Raw genomic sequence first — 20,024 nt, forward strand, 5'->3', positions numbered from 1 at the left:
CGGCGTCGCCGACGGCCGCGGCCTGGCCGCGGCGCTGGCGCTGGGCGCCGACGGTGCGCTCGTGGGCACCAGGTTCTGGGCGTCCACCGAAGCGGCGGTGTCGGCGCGGGCCCAGCAGCGCGTCATCGGAGCAAGCGGCGATGATACCGTCCGCACCCGGGTGTATGACCTTGTGCGGCAGCTGGATTGGCCCGCCGAATACACGGTCCGGGCGCTGGGCAACCCCTTCCTCGACACCTGGCACGGCCACGAGGAACAGCTCTCAGCTTCGCTCGCGGAGGCGGTGGAAGCCTTCCAAACGGCGACGGCCGCAGAGGATTTCGACACCGCGGCCATCATCATCGGCGAGGCGGTCGGACTCCTCCGCCAAATCCGTCCCGCCGCCGACATCGTCCATGACATGGTCGCCGAGGCCGGCAAGATTCGCTGCGGTACTCAGTACAGGGGTGACCAGCTCGACGTGCGCAGCAGCCGGCTCTGCCACTGATCGCGGTACTTCAGGGCCTCGTACATGTAGCTGCCCGGCGCGCGGTGCTCGGGCGGGGTCTCGGTAGTCAGCAGGTGCACGAGCGCCGCATAGTTGTTGGCGTCTTCAATCTTCTGCCACAGCATGGCTTCTCGCCGACGAGAGCTCCCATGCGCGACCTGGAAGCACGCCTGGATGTCCAGGATGCGCATCCCGCGCGGGGCCTTGGAAAGCACCCGGTAGTAGATCTCGTCCCACATGCGGATGTAGTCGTCGAGCGGGGCGGAGGGCCAGCCGGTGTCCTCCATGAACAGGCTCAGCGGATGAGTCGCGCCATCGGTAGGCACGCTGGCCAGGTCGACCGTCTGCAACGGTGACCAGGAGACGGGCAGCAGCATCTTGCCCGTGACCTCGTGCCGCAGGCTGTCCAGCTCGCGCATCCACGGCCGAAGGTCGCCGGTCTGGGCACGCCGAACCAGGCTCTCCCACGCCGCGCCGTCGCTGATTGCGGTGATGGTGACGACGTTGTAGGACACCCCGGAGCCGTGGGCGTGGTTGGTGTACCAGAGCAGCCGGGCATCGTCCCCCTTGGCCAGCATGGGCATCCAGCCGTCGCGGTAGGCCGCTTCGAACTCCGCCTGCCGAGAGCCGACCACCTTGTGGGTCTCGTGAAGAAACAGCACTGGGACTCCCTGAGCTCAGGCACTATCCGCGATGAGCGCGGCAATCTGGCGGCGACTGACCTTGCCGGTCGCGCTGTAAGGAATGCTGTCGACGATCGCCAGCCGCTCGGGCAGCTTGAAGTAGGCGATCAGCTCGCGGCAGTGCGACCGCAGCTGCTCGAGTGTCACTGGGGCGCAGGCAACTACGGCCGCCCCGACCCGCTGGCCGAGCTCGTCGTCGGCGACGCCGGCGACCGCGACGTCGCTCACCGCAGGATGGGAACGCAATGCCTCCTCGACTTCGACCGGGCCGAACTTCTCTCCCCCACGGTTGATCGTGTCACTCAGTCGGCCGCACGGGAAGATGTAGCCGTCGGCATCCCGGCGGGCGAGATCGCCGGTGTGCAGCCACCCTTCGGTGACGTTCTGCGTAGTGTTCACCCACAGTTCGCCGACCGTTCCCGGCGGGACGTCGTCGCCGGTGACGGGGTCCACCACTCGCACGTCGACCCCGGGCAGCGGCCGGCCCACCGAACCGGCCCGGGCCGGATCCCGGTGGTCTTGAGGCAGCAGGGTCGTGTAGGCCCCGAGCGTCTCGGTCTGGCCGAACACGTTGGCGAACGCGACGTGCGGCAGCGCGGCCATCGCCCTGCGCACCAACGCAATTGGCGCGGCGGCGGCCCCATATGCGATGGCGACCAGGGACGACAGGTCGCTGGTCGCAAAGTCGGGGTGATCGAGGATGCGCTGCAGCATCGTCGGCACCATGAAGGTGGCCGTGACCCGGTGCTGCGCCACCAGCCGCAGCCACTCGCCGGCGTCGAAGCGCGGCTGCACCACCGACGTGTTGCCCGAGTACAGACTGCCGAGCGTGCCGAGCGAGCCGCCGACGTGAAAGAACGGGACACACATCATGCCGACCGCGGGTGCGGCGTCCGCCCGGAAAGGCGCGGCCATTCCCTTGATCCGCGCGGTGAGCTGTCGGGTGGAGATGCCGACGGCCTTCGGGAGTCCGGTTGTGCCGCTGGTGAACAACACCAGGGCCTCCCCGTCGCCGGCGGGCGGGTCGGGCTCGACGACATCATCCGCGAGGTCGGCGGCCGTCAGGACGGTCGGTGCACCCGCTTCGCGCACCCGCTGCGCGTACGGCTCCCCCGCGACCGCGACGTCGGCGCAGCCGGCGTTTTTCAGCATTCCCTGTAGCTCCGGCGGCGTCAGCGCGGGGTTCATCAGCGCGGCCGCGGCACCGAGGCGGGGCGCGGCGAGCAGGGTCGCGATTGACATCAGGCTGCCGTTGTCGACGACCGCGACCCGCTCGCCGACCGTCACGCCCCGGTCGGCCAGGGTGGCCGCGCACCGCCGAACCGTCGTGGCCAGTTCGCCGTAGCTGATGCTGCGCCCGTCGATGATCAGGGCAACCCGGGCGGGATCGCCGATGGCGGCGGCCTCGTGGATCGTCCCGGTGTTCATCCGCGGTCCCTAATGCAGCGGCGACCAGGCGGAGGTTCGGAGCAGCCGGCTGGTCCACTGGTCGCGCAGGTCCAGCGCGTCGTACATCCAGGTCCCGGGGGCGCGGTACTCGGCGGGGATGTGGGTGCGGAGCAGATCGAGCAACGCTTCCGGCCTACTTATGCGCTGCATCAGGATCACCTCGCGGCGCACGTGGCTGCCGAGGGCGGGCTGGAAGGAGGCGTGCATGCTCAGCATGGACGACGGTTGGTCGAGGCTCTTGGCGTAGACCTCGCCGCATCTGACGATGTACTCCTCGAACTTGTCCTCGTACGGCCACATGGTGTCCTCCATGTAGAGGCTCATCTCGTGCTCGCGCCCGTCGACCGGCACCTCCTCGAGGCGGACCTCCTGCAGTGGCGACCACGGGAGCGGCACCAGCAGCTTGGCGTCGACCTCGTGTCGGAGCTCGTCGAGGTGGCGCATCCACTCCTGGAGATCGCCCTTCTGGACCCGCTGGGTCAGACGCTCCCAGGCTGCTCCATCGCGAACGGCGGTCACGGTGATCACCGTGTAGGCGGGTCCACTGCCATGGGCCTGGTTCGTGTACCACAGCAACCGCGCGTCGTTCCCGGCGGCGAGCATGGGCATCCAGCCCGTTCGAAACGCGGCCTCGAAGTCGTCCTCACTGCGGCCGCGGACCTTGTGCACCTCGTGCATGAACAGCACGCACCGACCTCCAAATTCGGGACGCCCGCCCGATGAGCGCCCTCAATCAACGGACCGTAGCCAACCAGATTTTCGCGGCGGCGCCGGGTATGCCTATGCACGATCGCATGCGGGAGCCGACCTAGACAGCCCAGTTGAGAATCTGGTTTGCTCCACTAGGTAACGATCTTCCGCGGGCAGGAGTTCACGAATGGCCCGAGTCAATGTTCCGGATGGCCCCGGCGGCGAAGCCGCCATGATCTGGTCGCTACGACCGCAGCTCGGCTCCATGGTCGAGCGGATGATCCGGGGCGCATACCAGCAGAGCATGCTGCCGGCCGAGGAGCGGGAGCTGGCCCGGATGCGAATCGCCCAGATCAACGACTGCGTCGCCTGCTCGGACTTCCGTGCCCAGTCGGTCCTGGACGCCGGGGTCGCCCCCGAGCTGTACGACAACGTCGCCGCCTACGCCAGCTACCCCGGCTACACCACGCGCCAGCGCCTGGCCATCGAGTACGCGGAGCGCTTCGCCACCGACCACGCGTCGATGGGCGACGCGTTCTTCGACCGGCTGCGGGAGTCATTCTCCGACGAGGAGATCCTCGATCTCACGCTGTGTGTCGCGGTGTTTCTCGGCCTGGGGCGTTCGCTTACCGTCCTGGGCGTCGACCAATCCTGTGCCATCGACCTCTGACCCCCTCGGGAAGGACCCAATGGACCTCGCCTCGGTCGACGAATTGCTGACCACCACACGGGCGGTGCGCAGACGCCTCGACCTGAACCGGCCGGTCGGACGCGAGGTGATCCTCGAGTGCATCCGGCTCGCCATGCAGGCCCCCACCGCCAGCAACGCGCAGGATTGGCGATGGCTGGTGATCACGGACGCCGACAAGCGCGCCGCGATCGGCGACATCTACCGCAGCGTCGGCGCCGAGTACCTCGCGTACGCGGCCAAGGAGGCCTCCGATCCCCAGACCCAGCGCGTGTACGCCGGCGCGCTGGCCCTGACCGACACCCTGGCCCGGGTCCCCGTGCACGTCATCCCCATCCTGGATAACCGCATCGACAACTCGAACCTTTTGACCGCCGCCTCCGCCTGGGCGTCGATCATCCCGGCCGGCTGGAGCTTCCTGTTGGCCCTGCGGTCGCGTGGGCTGGGATCGGTGTGGACGACGATGCACCTGGCCAAGGAGCAGGAGGTGGCCGAGCTGCTCGGCATCCCGCCGACGGCCACCCAGGCCGCGCTGTTCCCGGTGGCCTACACCATCGGCACCGACTTCCGGCCGGCCGCACGCCCGCCCGCGGAGACCATCACTTATTGGAATAGCTGGGGAGCGAGCTGATGCAGTCCTACACCGTGCGATTCCACGTCGACGCGCCGCCGAAAAAGGTGTGGCGGGTGCTTCACCCGCCGGCGCCGCCCGACGCGCCGCGGCCGCGGGTCCTCACCTGGCCCACCGGCAGCATGGAGATCCTCAATGAAGGCAACGAGGCCGGCGAGGGCCTGGTGCGCACCTGCGTCTTCCCGGTTCCCAAATACCTGCTGTCCGGCGGCAAGGGGCGGTCCTGGGAGAGCGTGACCGAGGCCGAGATCAATAAGCTGTCGCGCTACGTGGCCGTGGGCGCGCCATTGTGGTCGCGCGCGGAGGGTTATCACGAACTCGAGGAGCAGCCCGACGGCACCACCGTGCTGACCTTCCACGAGACCTACCATGCCTACAACCCGGTGCTGCGCTTCTTCCTGGAGCGCCCCGTGCACGCGAGGATTTCTCGCGACAACCTCGAGGTGTACGAGCATGCGCTGGGATACGCGGGAAAGGTGCGTCGGCTGACGTAATCGGCTGCCTTACAACATGTTTCGTAACACACGGAATGCGTGGCGGGTTCCGTGCTGGCGAACATGTCAGACGGGCGTCGCACCGCGCCGAGCGGCGCGGATGCCGAACGCCCTCGGTCGGCGAGCGGTGAAGGGCGAGCGGCCGTCCCCGGCCTGCGGATCGGCCTGCCCACCGGCCCGATGTGTATCTAATTTTCGCGGGCGCAAATCTTCGCTGATGAGGTGGCGGCGCTGCAGGGGGTGTGAGTGGACTCGCTGGCCGTGGTCGCCGGCGTTCGACAATGGTCGAGGCACACAACTGGTGCTAGGCGCGCGGGTCGTAGCACGGGTCGTCACGATGATCGGGCGCAAATGTGAGTTAAAGCAAACCGCGCGTCCATCTAGGGAGCGAATCTCGTTCAACTAGAAGCCTTTTACGGCGCGGACCCGATGTTTGGTCCCTGTATTGGACTGCCGTTCAAAAAGGCTGACGCGATTTGTGCGAAAACCTGCCGCATCGGAAAAACGCGCCCTAGCGTTGGCTCCGCCGTGAAAATTGCCGATCTCATCGGGCGCCGGACGCCGAGGGTTTCCCTTGCCTGAGGGAGGGAGTCAGAGGAACATTGATTAACTCCAGAAAAGACTTCCACCTCGTGCAGATGCCTTCGGCGGCGCGTTACGCGGAGCGCTTACGTCTGGCGGATCTACGAGTGACCCGCCCGCGGATCGCCGTGTTGTATTCGGTTGAACTGAATCCCCACGCGGACACCGAGACGCTTATCGGAGCGGTGCACGCCTGCCTGCCCGACGTGTCCCGGCAGGCCGTGTACGACGTCTTGCATGCGCTGACCGACGCCGGGCTATTGCGACGGGTTCAGCCGCCGGGATCGGTTGCGCGCTACGAAACTCGAGTGGGCGACAACCACCATCACGTGGTCTGCCGGAGTTGCGGGGCCATCGCAGACGTGGAGTGTGCCGTCGGTGACACGCTTTGCCTGACCCCTGCAGATGCCAGCGGCTTCCACCTGGACCAGACCGAGGTCATCTATTGGGGCGTGTGTCCCTGCTGTTGGGCCTCGGACGGGTCGCGAGCCGATGATGCTCACCAGCCCGCCGTCGATGTGCCGGAACAAATGCCCTGCCCGAGCGACGACCGCCCACTGCCCCACGACAACGGGATCCCGTTGCCGGCGCCAGCCGCGGCGACGGCGGGATGGGTTGCCCCCGGCCCACTCACGCCCAATACCGTGTTGAGGGCGGCCGGAATTGGGACAGGCGGGCTGGGCGCCAACGCCGGTTGGGCTCGCTACGACATCGCCGATGCCACGGTGGCCAGCAGCGGGCCTCGCGTCGAGCCTTCCGTTCCGCGCTCGGGCAACATCGATGTGAAATGAGTCGCTCGCGCCGGTAAGCTGCTGCTTCATGGGGTTCAGGGTGAAAGCATCAGTGGCGGCGCGATGTGCCGCCGCCGGGCTGCTCCTTGCGGGCTGGGCCGCGCCGGCCGGTGTCGCCGGCGCCGACCCGGAGCCGCCGCCCCCGCCCTCGCCCGCAGCCTCACCCGGTCCGTCGCCTTCACCGGCCGCGTCACCAGCATCGGCGCCGAAGACGACGATCGACCACGACGGCACGTACGCGGTGGGCACGGACATCGCGCCAGGCATCTACAGCTCGGCGGGGCCTGTCGGCGACGGCACCTGTTACTGGAAGCGGACGAGTAACCCCGACGGCAACCTCGTCGACAACGCCATGAGCAAGAAGCCGCAGGTAGTGCAGATCGACCCGGGCGACAAGTCGTTCAAGACGACGGGGTGCCAGCCCTGGCAGCTGACCCCCGACGCCGCACTGCCTCCCAGCGCGCCGCCCGCCGGTGTGCAAGGCACTCTCGGCATCCTCAACGGGCTGCTCGGCGGCCAGAACGGCCAGCAACCCCCCCATTCCTGACGGGAGTCCGCGGCCGTTGGCAAGTGATGCGGGTGACCCGCAGGAGATCGTCGTCGTCGGCGCCGGCGTCAGCGGTTTGACGTCGGCGATCTGCCTGGCAGAAGCGGGCTGGCCGGTGCGGGTGTGGGCGGCCGCGATGCCACAACAGACGACCTCGGCGGTGGCCGGAGCGGTGTGGGCTCCCCCGCGGCCCGCCGAACGCGCCGCGGCGACCCTGGGTTGGAGCGAGCACTCCCTGCGGGTGTTCCGCGAACTGGCTGGCGACCCGGGCACCGGCGTTCGCATGGCACCGGCGCTGGCCGTCGGGGAATTCATCGGCGCCGAGGCGGCCGCGCCGGCGGCCAAGCTCATACCCGACCTGCGGCCGGCCGACCCGGCCGACGTCCCGGCGGGCTTCGCCGCCGGCTTCCGCGCCACGATGCCGATGATCGACATGCCGCAATACCTCAACTACCTGACCCGGCGCCTGGCTACGGCCGGCTGCGAAATCGAGGAGCGACCCGTCGGTTCGTTGGCCGAGGCGGCCGACGCGGCACCGATCGTCGTCAACTGCGCGGGGCTCGGCGCCGCAGCGCTGACCGGCGACGACACCGTGCGGCCGCGGTTCGGCCAGCACGTCGTGCTGGCGAATCCCGGCCTGCAGCAACTGTTTATCGAGCTGAACGAGGCGCCGGAGTGGACCTGCTTCTTCCCCCACCCGCAGCGGGTGGTGTGCGGCGGCATCAGCATCGCCGATCGCTGGGACACCACCGCGGAGCGCGAGGTGACCGAACGCATCTTGCAACGCTGCCGCCGGATCGAGCCACGCCTCGGCGACGCCGAGGTGATCGAGACAATCACCGCGCTCCGCCCGGACCGGCCGTCGGTGCGAGTGGAAGCCGAACCGCTCGGGCGGGCCCGGTGCATCCACAACTACGGCCACGGTGGCAACGGCGTGACCCTGTCGTGGGGTTGCGCACGCGACGTGGTGCGTCTGGTCGACGGGGCCGCGCGGTGAGCATCGACTACCGGCTGGACGACCATGTCGCCACCATCACGATCAACCGCCCGGAGACGCGAAACTCGTTGGATATGGCGCACTTTCGTGACTTGGCCCACGCGTGGGCGGCGTTCCGCGACGACGAACGGGCCTGGGTCGCGGTGGTCACCGGCGTCGGCCGGGACTTCTGCACGGGCGCCGACCTCAAGAAGTTCATCCCCGAACTCACCGGTGACCTGCCCAGGCCCGACGGGTGGAACAAGGACGACGCCATTCACGCCGTCCTGCATCGGTTCCCCGTGTACAAGCCGATCGTCGCCGCCGTGAACGGGACGTGCGTCGCGGGCGGCTTCGAGATGCTGACCTCCACCGACATTCGCGTCGCCGTCCCCGACGCGCGCTTCGCGGTGATGGAGCCCAAGCGCGGCCTGTTCGCCGGCGGCGGAAGCACCGTGCGGCTGCCGCGGCAGATGCCCTACCCGTGGGCGATGGAGCTGCTGCTGACGGCGGACATGGTGGACGCCGAACGGGCCCTTGCCATGGGACTGATCAACCGCGTGGTCCCGGCGGATCAACTGATGGACACCGCCTACGACTTTGCCGAGCGCATCGTTGCCAACGCGCCGCTGGCGGTGTTCGCGACGAAGCAGTCGGCCGTGGAAGGGTTGGCGCTGGATCTAAAGTCGGCCTACGACAACGAAACCCGGCACAGCGACCGCGTTTTCGAGACCGAGGACGCCAAGGAGGGGCCGCGCGCGTTCGCCGAGAAGCGACCGCCGCGCTGGCGGGCCCGATGAAGGTTTAGGCGCCCTCAGCCGCGCGTGACGTCGCGGATCACCAGCGACAGCACCCAGCTCACGATCGACAGCAGGATGGCGGCCCAGATCGCCGTCCACCAAAAGTGGTCGATCTGCAGCCCCCAGTGCGTGGTGTGCGCGGTGATCCACGCGGTGATCCACAACATCAACGCGTTGATCACGATGTGGATGAGCCCGAGGGTCAGGATGTAGAGCGGTATCGACAGAAACTGGACGACCGGCTTGATGAACGCGTTGACCAGACCGAAGATCACTGCGACGACGAAGATGATGCCGGCCGTCTGCAACGTGGTGGTGCCGCCGACGAATCTCATCCCGTGCATGAAGAGGGTGACGATCCACATTGCGATGCCGGTCAGCGCGGCGCGAAGCAGGAAAGGTCCCATGCGGGAGATCCTGCCACCCGGCGGGCGGTTTAGTTCAGATTGTAGAAGCGCTGCGCGTTGAGGCCGCCGATCTTTTCCCGCGCCTCCTCGCTGATGTCCGCGCGGGTTCGCAGGTGCTTGGTGCTCTCCGGCCATTCGCCGTCCCAGTGCGGGTAGTCGCTGGCGAACATGATGAAGTCGGCGCCGAGCACGTCGATCACGCCGGGCAGGATCGGTTCCTCCGGCTCGCACGTCACGAAGATGTTCCCGGCGGCCAGGTACTCGTGCGGATCGCGACGCCAGCCGCGCTCGACCCAGTCGCCCCGTTTCTCGTAATGCTCGTGCAGGCGATCGATGAAGAACGGGACCCACCCCGCGCCCGCCTCGAGGAAGGCGACCCGCAGCTGGGGATGCCGCTCGAAGACGCCGCCGGAAACCATCGCCGTCATCGCGGTCATCTGGTCGAAGGGAAAGCTGATGCAGTGCACCTGAATGTAATTGGTGAAGCGGTCCACGCCGATCTTCGGCAGGTGGATGCCGGGGGCTCCGTGAACGCCCAGCGGCATCCCGAGTTCGACGGCCGCGGCGTAGAACGGATCGAGGTCGGGGTGGTCGAGGTTGCGGGTCTTGAGCGCCGGCGGGACCAGCGTCGCCACCAGCCCGAGTTCTTTGGCTTCCGTCATGACGTCGATCGCAGCCTGGCCGTGTTCGATCGGGGTAACGGCGACGCCGAGCAACCGGCCTTGCGAGGACGCGCAGTAATCCGCGATCCACTGGTTGTAGAGCCGCGAGAATCCCGCGGCGAATTCCGGGTCCTCGAGGCTGGGGGCGCACAGGCCCATGCTCGGATACAGCACCATCGTGTCGATGTGATCGCGGTCGGCGTCGCCCAGCACCCCCTCCGGTGTGCGGCAATTGATGTCGGGTGCCTTACTGATCCCGTGTTCGGGCGGGCAACCCGCACCGGGGCCCTCGTCCTCCGGATAGTTGCGGCCCTCGAACACCAACCGCAGCCGGCCATCCGTGCTGGGTCTGACGTGGTCGGGCCAGCGTTTGATCGCTTCGATCGCCAGCGAGGAGTTCTCGGCGACGTGTCCATCGGCATCGATGATTCGCATGTATCCGGAACTTACTCTCGCGCATCGCCGCCCGGTACTGCAACGATGCTGAAGTGACAACACAACCTTCTCGGCAGAAGTTGACCCCCGATCAGCGGAATTCGTTCGTCGCGGCGTTGCTCGGCTGGACGATGGACGCCTTCGACTACTTCATCGTCGTGCTCGTCTACGCCGACATCGCCAAGACGTTCCACATCAGCAAGGCGGAGGTCGCGTTCGTCACCACGGCCACCCTGATCATGCGCCCCGTCGGCGCGCTGCTGTTCGGGCTGTGGGCCGACCGCGTCGGGCGGCGCCTCCCCCTGATGGTCGACGTGACGTTCTACTCCATCGTGGGGTTCCTGTGCGCGTTCGCCCCCAATTTCACCGTCCTGGTGATCCTGCGGCTGCTGTACGGCATCGGCATGGGCGGCGAGTGGGGACTGGGGGCCGCGCTGGCCATGGAGAAGGTTCCGGTAGAGCGGCGCGGGTTCTTTTCCGGCCTGCTGCAAGAGGGTTACGCGTTCGGCTACCTGCTGGCGAGCGTCGCATCGCTGCTGGTGATGAACTGGCTTGGGCTGTCGTGGCGCTGGCTGTTCGCCTTGAGCATCATCCCGGCACTGATCAGCCTCATCATCCGATACCGAGTGGAGGAGTCCGAGGTCTGGGAGGCCGCACAGGACCAGATGCGGCTCACCAGCACCCGGATCCGCGACGTGCTGCGCGACGGGGCGATCATCCGCCGATTCTTCTACCTGGTCCTGCTGATGACCGCCTTCAACTGGATGAGCCACGGCACCCAGGACGTCTACCCCACCTTCCTGGGCGCCACGGGCAATCACGGCGCCGGCCTGCCCAGCGCGACCGTCAAGTGGATCGTCATCGTCTACAACATCGGCGCCATCGTCGGCGGGCTGTTCTTCGGCACGATGTCGCAGCGGTTCGGCCGCCGCTACACCATCATCTTCTGCGCGCTGCTGGGCCTGCCGATCGTGCCGCTGTTCGCCTACTCGCACAGCGCGGCGATGCTGTGCCTCGGCTCGTTTCTGATGCAGCTCTGCGTACAGGGCGCGTGGGGGGTGATCCCCGCTCATCTCACCGAGATGTCCCCGGACGCCATCCGCGGCCTCTACCCCGGCGTGACCTACCAGCTCGGGAACCTGTTGGCCGCGTTCAACCTGCCCATCCAGGAACACCTGGCCGAGTCGCACGGCTACCCCTTCGCGCTGGCGGCGACGATCGTGCCGGTGCTGATCGCCGTGGCCTTCCTCACGCTGATCGGCAAGGATGCCACCGGGATTCGGTTCGGCACCTCCGAAAGCGCCTTCCTGCCAACCGAAATGACGTAAGGCTATTCGGCCCCGCTCAGCATTCGCAGCAGCAGATGCATCGCCACCGTCGTCGACCGTTCGCGGACGTCGGAACGGTTGCCGGGCAGCCGTAGCGTCCTCGTATCGGTGCCGCCGTCCGCGAGCTTCACTGTGAAACAGACTGTGCCGACGGGCTTTTCCGGGGTCCCCCCGCCCGGGCCGGCGATCCCGGTGATCGCGACGGCGGTGTCCGCACCGAAGCGCTTGAGCGCGCCTTGTGCCATCGCCTCGGCCACCGGTTCGGACACCGCGCCGTGCTTTTCGATCAAGGCGGGGTCCACGCCGAGCAGTTGCGCCTTCGCGTCGTTGGAGTAGGACACCACACCGCCGGCCACGTAGTCCGAGGAACCGGCCCGGTCGGTCAGCCGCGCCGCCAACAGGCCCGCGGTGCAGGATTCCGCCGTCGCTATCCAGCGGCCTTGCAGCAACCGCGCCACCAGGTCGTCCACCCTCGAGCCGTCTTCGGAGTAGATCTGACGTCCGTGCCGCTCGCGCAGCACCTCGGTCAGGCGCGCATAGGCGTCCGCGGCGTCCGGCTCGTAGCGGGTGACCATTTCGATCTCCCCGCGGCGCAGGCAGGTGGTGATCTCCAGGCGGTCAAAGCCGGGGACGGATTTCTCGGCGTCGCGCAGCGTTTCGGCCAGCCCCGACTCGGGCAGCCCGAACATCCGGATCGTCTCCTGCCGATAGGTCGTTCGGCCGGCGATCGCCTCCTGCGCCGCGGGCGTCTCAATTGCGGTGTGCCACATGGGCTGAAGCTCGCGCGGCGGTCCCGGAAGCACGATGACCGTCGGCTTGCCGGGCACCACCACACCCGGTGCGGTGCCCACCGGGTCGAGCACCTGCGCGCCATCGGGGATCATCGCCTGTTTGCGGTTGGCGGCCCTGATCGACTCGAAAGTGCCGGGATCCAGAGCGGATTGGAACGCGGGATTGCGGCCCATCAATTTCTTCAGGATCTCGGCGATCTTGTTCTCGGTTGCCTCGTCGAGGGCCAGGTCGCGGCCGCAGAAGCGCGCCACCACCTCGACGGTCATGTCGTCGGCCGTCGGGCCCAGGCCGCCACTGGTGACGATCAGGTCCACGCCCTGCTCGGCCATGAAACGCAGCTGCGCCTCGATGTCGGCCGGGCGGTCGCCGCAGATGGTTATGTGCGCCAGCTCGACGCCCAGCTCGAGGAGGCGATCGGCCAGCCAGGGGCCGTTTGCGTCCTGGACGCGCCCGGTGAGGACTTCGGTTCCGGTGACGACAATGCCCGCGCGTGCGCTCACCGGGTTGAGCCTACTGGCGTGCCGTCGGCCGGTTGACTGAACTAGCCTGAGGCCGTGGCCGGGACGTCTGCGGCACCGCGGATTCGCTACGCCAGATGCGGTGATATCGACATCGCCTACCAGGTCTTCGGGGAAGGCCCGGTCGATGTGGTCCTGCTGGCCGGACCGTCGATACCGATCGACTCCATCGACGCCGAACCCTCGCTGTACCGCTTCTACCGGCGTCTGGCGTCGTTCAGCCGCGTGATCCGCTTCGATTTCCGCGGGATGGGTCTGTCGTCGCGAGTGCCGTCGCTGGAGATGATCGGGCCGAAGTTCTGGGCCGAGGACGCGATCGCGGTGATGGATGCGGTCGGCTCCGAGCAGGCGTCCATTCTCGCGACAAGCTACAACGCGATGAGCGGGCTGGTGCTCGCCGCCGACTACCCCGACCGGGTGCGCAGCCTGGTGATCATCAACGGCACGGCGCGGGTGCTGTGGGCACCCGATTACCCCGTCGGGGCCCGGCCCAGCGACACCGACCCATTCACGTCCGTCGCGATCGAGCCCGACGCGGTTGAACAGGGGTTCGACGTGCTGGGAATCATCGCGCCCAGCGTCGCCCGCGACGACGCGTTTCGCGCGTGGTGGGACATCGCCGGCAACCGCGCTGCGTCGCCGAGCATGGCACGCGCCGTGAGCAAGGTCGTGACCGAGAGCGACGTGCGCGACACGCTCCCGCGCATCGGCGTGAAGACCCTTGTCTTGCATCGAGATCGCGTGAAATTCATTCCGGCGGACAATGGTCGCTATCTCGCGGAGCACATCGCCGGGTCACGCTATGTCGAACTGCCGGGCGAGGATTCGCTGTACTGGGTCGGCGACGCCGGGGCCATGCTCGCGGAAATCGAGGAGTTCATCACCGGTGTCCGCGGGGGCTCGGACAGCGAGCGCGTCCTCACCACCATCGTGTTCACCGACATCGTCGGCGCCACCCTGCGCGCCGCGGAGCTCGGCGACCAACGCTGGCGGGACCTGCTCGACCGGCACGACACCGCGGTCCGCCGGGAAATCAGGCGATTCGGCGGGACCGAAAGAAACAGGGCCGGTGACGGATTCCTCGCGACGTTTGCGAGTCCCAGCGCCGCAATTTCGTTCGCCGAGGCCGTCGTCGACGCGGTGCGCGTGCTCGGCGTCGAGGTCCGGGTGGGCATTCACGCGGGCGAGATAGAGGTTCGCGGCAACGACGTCGCCGGACTTTCCGTACACATCGGTGCGCGCGTTTCGGCGCTGGCCGGGCCGAGCGAGGTGCTGGTGTCCTCGACGGTGCGCGACATCGTCGCCGGCTCCGGGCGCCAGTTCGCAGCACGCGGTGAGCATGAGCTCAAAGGTGTGCCGGACTTGTGGCGGCTCTACCTGTTGGTCCGCGAGAAGGCGACCAGGAGGCCCTAGCCGCCAGGTGTGCCGGGTTGACCTGGCCCCCCGGCCTCGCCTCGCTCGTCAGCCTATTTTTCGCGGTGTTGCGCGACAATGAGCCGATGATCGAGCTAGAGGTAGTGCAAGCCGACGTGACCAAGCTCGAGGTCGACGCGATCACCAACGCCGCCAACACTCAACTGCGGCACGGCGGCGGTGTCGCCGCGGCCATCTCCCGCGCCGGCGGACCCGCGGTACAGCGTGAGTCGACCGCGAAAGCGCCTATTGGGCTCGGCGAAGCCGTCGAAACTACAGCCGGCGACATGCCGGCGCGCTATGTGATCCACGCGGCGACGATGGAACTTGGCGGCCCGACCTCGGCCGACATCATCTCCCGCGCCACGGATTCCACGCTGCGCAAGGCCGACGAACTCGGCTGCCGCTCCCTGGCCCTGGTGGCGTTCGGCACCGGCGTCGGCGGGTTCCCGCTCGAAGACGCGGCGCGGCTGATGGTCGACGCCGTCCGTGGGCACCGGGCGAGCTCCTTGGAGAAGGTGGTGTTCGCGGTCCACGGCGAGGCGGCCGAGCGGGCGTTCCGCGACGCGGTGCAGCAGGCTTAACCGTCGGAGAGATAACGCTCGACCGTCGCGACCTTCTGCGTCATCGCGTCGTGTGCGCCGGGCCGCCAGTCCGCCTTGATCACCGTGCTGACCCGCGGCGCGCGAGCGGCCACCGCCTCGACGGCACGCTGGACGACGTCCATGACTTCCCCCCAGCTGTCGCCCTCGATCACGGTGAACATGGAATCGGTCTTGTTGGGCAGCCCGGACTCGCGAACCACGCGGACCGCGTCGGCGACGATCTCGCCGACGCCCTCTCCAACGCCCAGCGGGGTGACCGAAAACGCGACGAGCACGGACACGTGACGAGCCTACCCAACCTTTTCGCGGCAAGCCTGGCAGCATCGAGGGCCATGCGGGTTCTGGTGCAACGGGTCTCGTCGGCGTCGGTGTCGGTCGACGGCCGGGTAGTGGGAGCCGTCCGGCCGGACGGCCAGGGCTTGTTGGCGTTCGTCGGCGTCACCCACAGCGACGACCCCGACAAGGCGCGACGGCTGGCCGAAAAGCTCTGGTATCTGCGCATACTCGCCGACGAGCGGTCCGCGGCCGACGTCAACGCGCCGATCCTGGTGGTCAGCCAGTTCACCCTGTACGCCGACACCGCGAAGGGCCGGCGCCCGTCGTGGAACGCCGCCGCACCCGCGTCGGTCGCCGAACCCCTGGTGACGGCGTTCGCGGAGGCGCTGCAGGCGTTGGGCGCCGAGGTGCAGACCGGCGTGTTCGGCGCGCACATGCAAGTCGAATTGGTGAATGACGGCCCCGTCACGGTCGCTTTGGAACTTTGACGGTGCCCGCGCAGGTACGTTGGTGAGTCGGGAGGGCTGAATCCGCTATGAGCACGACGCCTGAATTTGGGTCGCTTCGTTCCGACGACGACCAGTGGGACATCGTCAGCGGCGTGGGCTACACCGCGCTGCTGGTGGCGGGGTGGCGGGCGCTGCACGCCGTGAGCCCCCAACCGCTGGTCCGAGACGAATACGCGAAGGCGTTCATCGCCGCCTCGCAGGATCCGTATCTGGCGGGCGTGCTCGCCAATCCGGGAACCTCGGACGACGAGACGGCCTTTCCTCGCCTGTACGGCGTGCAGACCCGGTTCTTCGACGACTTCTTCGCGGCCGTGGGTGACGCGGGCATTCGGCAAGCGGTGATCGTCGCGGCCGGATTGGATTCGCGGGCCTATCGCCTCGAATGGCCGGATGGCACAACGGTTTTCGAGGTCGACCTGCCGAAGGTCCTGGAATTCAAGGCCCGCGTGCTCGACGAGCAGGGCGCCACGCCCAAGGCCCGCCGGATCGAGGTCGGAGCCGACCTGCGGACCGACTGGTCGCGGCGATTGGAAGAGGCCGGCTTCGACACGGAAACACCGAGCGCCTGGTCGGTGGAGGGAGTGCTGCCCTACCTCACCGACGAAGCCCAGAACACGCTCTTCACCCGCGTCAGCGGGCTCAGCGCGCCGGGCAGCCGAATCGCCATCGGCGCGCTGGGATCGCGGCTGGACCGCCAGCAGCTCGCCGCTCTGGAGGCCGACCATCCCGGGGTCAACATGTCCGGCGACGTCGACTTCTCCGCCCTCACCTACGAACCCAAATCCGACCCGGCGGAGTGGCTCGCCGGGCACGGCTGGGCCGTCGAACCCGTCCGCAACACGCTGGATCTGCAGGTCGGCTACGGGTTGACCCCGCCGGAGGTCGACGTCAAGATCGACGCCTTCATGCACTCGCAATACATCACGGCGACGCGCTCGGCGTGAGCCCGAACTAGGGCGTCAGCAGGACCTTCACCTCGTCACCGGACCGCGCCTCGGCGGTCGCGTAACCTTTGGCCGCCTCGTCCAATGGCAGTGTGGTGGTGAAGATTCCGTCGACGTCGAGCCGGCCGGACCGCAGCAGCGGGATCAGCTCGGGCCAGGTCCGCTGGACGGGCGCCGTGGTCATCCGCAGGGTGATGCTGCGAATCAGGCAGCCGAGCGCGTTGAGCGGAAACGGATTCATATCGTGCACACCGACCACCGAGACGGTGCCGCCCGCCCGCACCGCATTGAGCGCGTCGGTCAGCGACGCGTCCGTGGCGACGGCGTCGATCACCGCGTCGGCGCCCCGGCCCCCCGTCGCCGCGAGGATCGCTTCGACCGCCGGCGCCTTGAGGGGCGTGGCGCCCCACCGGGCGGCGCGATCGAGCCGGCCATCGACCTGATCGACGGCGAAAACCGTTGCCGCGCCTTGGAAAAGTGCGCTGCGCAGCGAGCACAACCCGACCGCGCCCAGGCCGAACACGGCCACGGTGCCGCCGTACGGAATGTCGGCGCGCTGCGCGGCCGCCCAGCCCGTCGCGAGGTTGTCGGTCAGAAGCAGCGCCTGCTCGGTGTTGATTCCGTCGGGCGTCCGCAGCAGCTGAAAGTCGGCGGCCGGCACGGCGAGCAGATCGGCCTGCGCCCCGCCGAGGAGGCCGCCGCCGAAGATCTGAAACCCGGAGTAGCACATGACCGGATCGCGGGTGGCACACCCCGGGCAGTGGCCGCAGCCGGTCACCGAGGACACCATGACCTGGTCGCCGGCCTTGACCGTACGCACCTCGGGTCCGACCTCCACGACCGTCCCGACAGCTTCGTGGCCCAGCGCGATCGGATCGGGCATGGTGAAATCGGCTTCGTAGAAGTGCAGATCCGATCCGCAGATGCCGGCTGCGGTGACCTCGACGATGGCCCCGTCGGGGCCGGGAAGCGTGGGATCGGGGCGGGTCTCGACCCGGATGTTGCGGGGTCCGTCGACGACTACCGTGCGCATGTTGGTGTGCTCACTTTCCCTCTCGCACTCACTCTTTTTGTCGCACAAGAAATTGCGACCAGTCGGGCTCGCGCACCGCGGCCCAGTACTCGTTGAGGCGCCACGGGCTGACGGTGTGGATCTCGCCGTCGGCGTTCTTGAAGTACGAGTGTTTGACCGCCGGGTGCGACCAGACCATCTTCTTGATCTGCGTTTGTGTCCGCTCGTGCCATGCGGTGGCGGCCTCGGCCTTCGGCTCGATCGAATGGAGGTTCTGCTCGGCCAGCCGCCTGAGGCACTGGTCGACGTAGCGCATCTGCAGTTCGGACTGGAAGATCAGGCTGCCCCCGTGCGCGAGGTGGGTGCCGGGTCCGTAGATGATGAAGAAGTTCGGGAACCCCGGCACCGTGATGCCCAGGAATGCATACGGGCGGCTCCCCCACATCTCGTGCAGGTCAATCCCGTTGCGCCCCCGCACCTTCAGCGGCCACAGCACATCGGTGTGCCGGAACCCGGTGGCATAGACGATCACGTCCGCGTCGTATGTCGCGCCGTCCTCGGTGACGACGCCGTGCGGTGTGATCTGGCGGATCGGTGTGCGCACCAACTCGACGTTGTTCCGTTGCAGTGTCCGCAGCCAGCTGCCGTTGTCCTGCAGGGTCCGCTTGCCCGTGGCGGGGTAGTCGGGCAGCACCTTGTCCAGCAGCTCTTGGGAGTTCGAGCCTTCGCCGACCTGACTGGTGATCCACTGCGAGAACATCATTCGCGCGGCGGCGTTGATGTCGCTGACAGCGTAGTCCTGGTCGGCGTAGTTCGGGTCGCCTTCCGCGGCGTCCAGGCCCTTGTCGGCGCCGGGCCACAGGACGAGAAACCGATACCAGCGGCCGTAGAACGGCAGATGGCGCATCGCCCAGCGCACGCCGTCGCCGACCTCGTCGTGGTACATGGTGTTGGGGAACATCCATTGCGCCGTCCGCTGGAACACCGTCAGGCTCTCGACTTGGTCGGCAATCGCGGGCGCGATTTGAAATCCGCTGGCGCCCGCCCCGATCAGCGCGACGCGCTTGCCCGTCAGGTCGACCGAGTGGTCCCAGGCGGCGGAGTGAAACGAGGGTCCCTCGAAGCTGTCGGCCCCGTCGAACTCCGGAAGATGCGGCCGGTTAAGTTGCCTGACCGCGGTGACGACCGCCCGTGCGGTGAGCGTGCTCGTCTCGCCGTCGGCGCCGCGGACCGAGACGCTCCACATGCCGTCGCCGTCGTTCCACTCGGCCGCGAGTACCTCGGTGTTCCACCGGATGTGCTCGGCCAGGTCGTGCTTGTTCATCACCTTGGTGAAATAGTCCTGCAGCTCGTGCTGCTCGGCGAAGAAGTGAGTCCAGTCGTTGTTGGGTTCGAAGCTGTAGCAATAGAAATGGTTTGCGACGTCGACGCGGGCGCCGGGATAGCTGTTCTCCCACCATGTTCCGCCGGGGCCGGCGTTCTTTTCGACGATGGTGAATGGGATGTTGGCCTGTTTCAGGCGGATCCCGGCGAGGATGCCCGATTCGCCGCAGCCGACCACCAGCACGGGGAGCTCGGCGGCGGATTGTGCCGGCAGGGCTGCTGGGCGGCGGGGGTCGACGCCCTCCAGATCCATTTCCTCCAGGATCAGCGGCAGGTAGTCGTCGGTCACGTGTTCGCAGGCGGCCCAGTCCATCATCTCGCGAATGAGGTCGAGGCTTAGCGGCTCGGGCTCGGGGCAACCGCGGTCTCGGTAGTCGGTGATTACCGGCAGCGCCGCCGCGCGGGCCCGGGCCTTATCCTCCTCCGACATGAACCCCTGGACCTCGTTGAGGAAGATCCCCATCGGCTTGAAGTCCCGGATGAACCGAGGGTCGCCGGTGATGTGGACGAGCGAAAGCAGCAGCGTCGGGACGCTGACATCCTCGAGCGCGGCCGCGATTTCGGCCGTCGAAGTGGTGAACGGACGGCCGGCGTAACGGCTGCGCATCAAGCCGATTCCTTCCGCTAGACGGGGCGCCGTAATTACGCTACGCACGGTTTCGTAATTGGCAGCACCACGCTACCGCGTGACGCCGGAGACGATCAAGAGCCGCTACGGGTCGTCGTCGCTGTTGCGGAGGAATCGTTCGGGGTGGTGAAAGTTGTTGGTGCGGGGTTGGCCGTGGTCGAGGTGGGGTGGGGGGATCCATTCGGTTTCGCCTCGGGCGTTGGTGCGGGTGGTCCAGCCTTGTTCGGCGAGGCGGTTGTCGGGTCCGCAGGCCAGGGTGAGGTCGTCGATGTCGGTGCGGTGGGTGGTTGTCCA

21 protein-coding genes and 2 pseudogenes are annotated in these 20,024 nt (G+C 67.8%); 13 read left to right on the forward strand and 10 right to left on the reverse strand.

Annotated elements, in window-relative coordinates; all coding sequences use genetic code 11:
* Positions 1–487: nitronate monooxygenase (locus N415_RS29210; RefSeq protein ID WP_193376525.1), on the forward strand; the 487-nt coding region annotated here is incomplete at its 5' end.
* Here N415_RS29210 and N415_RS29215 read toward each other — a convergent pair.
* From N415_RS29215 to N415_RS29225, 3 genes are read right to left on the reverse strand one after another with little or no spacing between them, the layout of a single operon-like run.
* Entirely contained in the window at positions 436–1,149 is a 714-nt protein-coding gene (locus N415_RS29215) for a hypothetical protein (protein WP_068189454.1), read from the reverse strand. The genes N415_RS29210 and N415_RS29215 overlap by 52 nt on opposite strands.
* Positions 1,150–1,164: 15 nt before the next feature.
* Positions 1,165–2,598 (reverse strand): AMP-binding protein, encoded by a 1,434-nt coding sequence (locus N415_RS29220; RefSeq protein WP_068189457.1) that lies wholly within the window; start codon positions 2,596–2,598, stop codon positions 1,165–1,167.
* Positions 2,599–2,607: 9 nt separating this feature from the next.
* Entirely contained in the window at positions 2,608–3,297 is a 690-nt protein-coding gene (locus N415_RS29225; RefSeq protein ID WP_231982095.1) for a hypothetical protein, read from the reverse strand.
* A gap of 199 nt (positions 3,298–3,496) precedes the next feature.
* Between N415_RS29225 and N415_RS29230 the strand changes: the two genes are divergently transcribed.
* The 7 genes and pseudogenes from N415_RS29230 to N415_RS29260 all read left to right on the forward strand — a co-directional run bounded on the left by N415_RS29230 (position 3,497) and on the right by N415_RS29260 (position 8,818).
* A complete protein-coding gene (locus N415_RS29230) occupies positions 3,497–3,979 on the forward strand; it encodes a carboxymuconolactone decarboxylase family protein (protein WP_068138652.1) in 483 nt (160 codons plus the stop codon).
* Positions 3,980–3,998: 19 nt separating this feature from the next.
* Positions 3,999–4,628, forward strand: coding sequence for a nitroreductase family protein (locus tag N415_RS29235; protein ID WP_068189459.1), 630 nt, complete (start codon positions 3,999–4,001; stop codon positions 4,626–4,628).
* Complete coding sequence (locus tag N415_RS29240; RefSeq protein WP_068189461.1) at positions 4,628–5,122, forward strand: SRPBCC family protein; 495 nt, start codon at positions 4,628–4,630, stop codon at positions 5,120–5,122. Before N415_RS29235 ends, N415_RS29240 begins: the two co-directional genes overlap by 1 nt.
* 638 nt (positions 5,123–5,760) lie before the next feature.
* A pseudogene (locus N415_RS33070) lies at positions 5,761–6,171 on the forward strand (Fur family transcriptional regulator); the annotation flags it as partial.
* Between the two features lie 352 nt (positions 6,172–6,523).
* Entirely contained in the window at positions 6,524–7,042 is a 519-nt protein-coding gene (locus tag N415_RS29250; RefSeq protein ID WP_068189464.1) for a hypothetical protein, read from the forward strand.
* A 16-nt stretch (positions 7,043–7,058) separates the two neighbouring features.
* Positions 7,059–8,039 (forward strand): FAD-dependent oxidoreductase, encoded by a 981-nt coding sequence (locus tag N415_RS29255; RefSeq protein WP_081665598.1) that lies wholly within the window; start codon positions 7,059–7,061, stop codon positions 8,037–8,039.
* Positions 8,036–8,818, forward strand: coding sequence for an enoyl-CoA hydratase-related protein (locus N415_RS29260; RefSeq protein WP_068189467.1), 783 nt, complete (start codon positions 8,036–8,038; stop codon positions 8,816–8,818). The genes N415_RS29255 and N415_RS29260 overlap by 4 nt, the downstream gene beginning before the upstream one ends.
* A 14-nt stretch (positions 8,819–8,832) precedes the next feature.
* Here N415_RS29260 and N415_RS29265 read toward each other — a convergent pair whose 3' ends face one another.
* Positions 8,833–9,225 (reverse strand): phage holin family protein, encoded by a 393-nt coding sequence (locus N415_RS29265; protein ID WP_068104301.1) that lies wholly within the window; start codon positions 9,223–9,225, stop codon positions 8,833–8,835.
* A gap of 29 nt (positions 9,226–9,254) precedes the next feature.
* A complete protein-coding gene (locus N415_RS29270) occupies positions 9,255–10,322 on the reverse strand; it encodes an amidohydrolase family protein (protein WP_068104299.1) in 1,068 nt (355 codons plus the stop codon).
* Between the two features lie 131 nt (positions 10,323–10,453).
* On the opposite strand from N415_RS29270, the gene N415_RS29275 reads away from it, so the two are divergent.
* Positions 10,454–11,650 carry an MFS transporter gene (locus N415_RS29275; RefSeq protein WP_239645735.1) on the forward strand — a complete coding sequence of 399 codons (1,197 nt, stop codon included), beginning with the start codon at positions 10,454–10,456 and terminating at the stop codon, positions 11,648–11,650.
* Between the two features lie 2 nt (positions 11,651–11,652).
* On the opposite strand, the gene N415_RS29280 is transcribed toward N415_RS29275, so the two are convergent.
* On the reverse strand, positions 11,653–12,942 hold the full coding sequence (locus N415_RS29280) for a competence/damage-inducible protein A (RefSeq protein ID WP_068189474.1): 1,290 nt from the start codon (positions 12,940–12,942) through the stop codon (positions 11,653–11,655).
* Positions 12,943–12,996: 54 nt separating this feature from the next.
* Between N415_RS29280 and N415_RS29285 the strand changes: the two genes are divergently transcribed.
* A complete protein-coding gene (locus N415_RS29285; protein ID WP_068189478.1) occupies positions 12,997–14,373 on the forward strand; it encodes an adenylate/guanylate cyclase domain-containing protein in 1,377 nt (458 codons plus the stop codon).
* Between the two features lie 86 nt (positions 14,374–14,459).
* Complete coding sequence (locus tag N415_RS29290; RefSeq protein ID WP_068189502.1) at positions 14,460–14,957, forward strand: macro domain-containing protein; 498 nt, start codon at positions 14,460–14,462, stop codon at positions 14,955–14,957.
* On the opposite strand, the gene N415_RS29295 is transcribed toward N415_RS29290, so the two are convergent.
* Complete coding sequence (locus N415_RS29295) at positions 14,954–15,259, reverse strand: MTH1187 family thiamine-binding protein (protein ID WP_068138677.1); 306 nt, start codon at positions 15,257–15,259, stop codon at positions 14,954–14,956. The two genes, N415_RS29290 and N415_RS29295, sit on opposite strands and share 4 nt — an antisense overlap.
* Before the next feature lie 51 nt (positions 15,260–15,310).
* On the opposite strand from N415_RS29295, the gene dtd reads away from it, so the two are divergent.
* Complete coding sequence (gene dtd / locus N415_RS29300; protein WP_068189480.1) at positions 15,311–15,742, forward strand: D-aminoacyl-tRNA deacylase; 432 nt, start codon at positions 15,311–15,313, stop codon at positions 15,740–15,742.
* A gap of 47 nt (positions 15,743–15,789) precedes the next feature.
* Positions 15,790–16,707: a class I SAM-dependent methyltransferase gene (locus N415_RS29305; protein ID WP_068189483.1), complete on the forward strand. Its 918-nt coding sequence runs from the start codon at positions 15,790–15,792 to the stop codon at positions 16,705–16,707.
* A gap of 7 nt (positions 16,708–16,714) precedes the next feature.
* Here the strand turns inward: N415_RS29305 and N415_RS29310 are convergent, their stop codons facing one another.
* The 3 genes and pseudogenes from N415_RS29310 to N415_RS29320 form a co-directional block, all read right to left on the reverse strand.
* Positions 16,715–17,740 (reverse strand): alcohol dehydrogenase catalytic domain-containing protein, encoded by a 1,026-nt coding sequence (locus N415_RS29310; RefSeq protein WP_068189486.1) that lies wholly within the window; start codon positions 17,738–17,740, stop codon positions 16,715–16,717.
* 28 nt (positions 17,741–17,768) lie between these two features.
* Entirely contained in the window at positions 17,769–19,709 is a 1,941-nt protein-coding gene (locus N415_RS29315; protein ID WP_068189489.1) for an NAD(P)/FAD-dependent oxidoreductase, read from the reverse strand.
* 105 nt (positions 19,710–19,814) lie between these two features.
* A pseudogene (locus N415_RS29320) lies at positions 19,815–20,024 on the reverse strand (hypothetical protein); the annotation flags it as partial.

It is taken from the genome of Mycobacterium sp. UM_CSW, from assembly GCF_000455205.1.
In the GTDB taxonomy this organism is placed as follows: Bacteria; Actinomycetota; Actinomycetes; order Mycobacteriales; family Mycobacteriaceae; genus Mycobacterium.

Excerpts from the sequence above, each read along its gene's own strand:
- N415_RS29310 (WP_068189486.1), bottom strand. The coding sequence starts at position 17,740 with ATGCGCACGGTAGTCGTCGACGGACCCCGCAACATCCGGGTCGAGACC.
- N415_RS29290 (WP_068189502.1), top strand. The coding sequence starts at position 14,460 with ATGATCGAGCTAGAGGTAGTGCAAGCCGACGTGACCAAGCTCGAGGTC.
- dtd (WP_068189480.1), top strand. The coding sequence starts at position 15,311 with ATGCGGGTTCTGGTGCAACGGGTCTCGTCGGCGTCGGTGTCGGTCGAC.
- N415_RS29220 (WP_068189457.1), bottom strand. The coding sequence starts at position 2,598 with ATGAACACCGGGACGATCCACGAGGCCGCCGCCATCGGCGATCCCGCC.
- N415_RS29270 (WP_068104299.1), bottom strand. The coding sequence starts at position 10,322 with ATGCGAATCATCGATGCCGATGGACACGTCGCCGAGAACTCCTCGCTG.
- N415_RS29305 (WP_068189483.1), top strand. The coding sequence starts at position 15,790 with ATGAGCACGACGCCTGAATTTGGGTCGCTTCGTTCCGACGACGACCAG.
- N415_RS29275 (WP_239645735.1), top strand. The coding sequence starts at position 10,454 with ATGGACGCCTTCGACTACTTCATCGTCGTGCTCGTCTACGCCGACATC.
- N415_RS29225 (WP_231982095.1), bottom strand. The coding sequence starts at position 3,297 with ATGCACGAGGTGCACAAGGTCCGCGGCCGCAGTGAGGACGACTTCGAG.
- N415_RS29265 (WP_068104301.1), bottom strand. The coding sequence starts at position 9,225 with ATGGGACCTTTCCTGCTTCGCGCCGCGCTGACCGGCATCGCAATGTGG.
- N415_RS29230 (WP_068138652.1), top strand. The coding sequence starts at position 3,497 with ATGGCCCGAGTCAATGTTCCGGATGGCCCCGGCGGCGAAGCCGCCATG.
- N415_RS29315 (WP_068189489.1), bottom strand. The coding sequence starts at position 19,709 with ATGCGCAGCCGTTACGCCGGCCGTCCGTTCACCACTTCGACGGCCGAA.
- N415_RS29250 (WP_068189464.1), top strand. The coding sequence starts at position 6,524 with ATGGGGTTCAGGGTGAAAGCATCAGTGGCGGCGCGATGTGCCGCCGCC.
- N415_RS29240 (WP_068189461.1), top strand. The coding sequence starts at position 4,628 with ATGCAGTCCTACACCGTGCGATTCCACGTCGACGCGCCGCCGAAAAAG.
- N415_RS29235 (WP_068189459.1), top strand. The coding sequence starts at position 3,999 with ATGGACCTCGCCTCGGTCGACGAATTGCTGACCACCACACGGGCGGTG.